Below are 511 nucleotides of genomic sequence, written 5' to 3'. Positions count from 1 at the left end.
TTAGTCTCCTTTCTAAAAAGCAAAAGTTATTGTGTTAGACTCGTAGTTTATAAATTCATCAACATTGCTCAGTTGCGTTATTGTGATTAAGTAGTACGTGTTAACTTTTGTGAAATCAACTTTTGCACCGTCAGCAAGTTTTACGTTGTTTATATAAACAGCTTTAATGTCGCCTGCACCTATCAATGTTCTATCAACATCAGCGACAAGAGCATATACATACATCGAGTTTGTGTTTTCTCTGATGTCTAAACTTCCGGCTGCTCGAATAGTCTTTTTGATGAACGACGTGACAACTTTCTTGTAAATCAATGAACCGTCATACCAAACTGACGCTATTTCTTCCCCGTTTACATAAACAGCGTTAAAGTTACTTTGAGGCAAAGATTGCTTTTTATATGTTCTAGCGTCCTGATAAGCTTTTTGCTTAGTTGTCGTAAACTCTTTTAATCCATCAACCGTGAAAAGATAAGCTTTGAAAGGTTCTTCACTAAAATAGTCGGTTAGGCTA

The 511-nt window shown here is 35.8% G+C and carries 1 protein-coding gene; it reads right to left on the bottom strand.

All coding sequences use genetic code 11. From position 1 onward, the window contains the following. Window positions 1-12 precede the first annotated feature (12 nt). The coding region (locus tag AKK44_RS09045; protein ID WP_161802576.1) for a hypothetical protein at window positions 13-511 on the bottom strand (499 nt) is incomplete at its 5' end.

The organism is Streptococcus phocae (assembly GCF_001302265.1).
In the GTDB taxonomy this organism is placed as follows: Bacteria; Bacillota; Bacilli; order Lactobacillales; family Streptococcaceae; genus Streptococcus; species Streptococcus phocae.
This window is presented reverse-complemented; position numbering and strand designations above follow the sequence as displayed.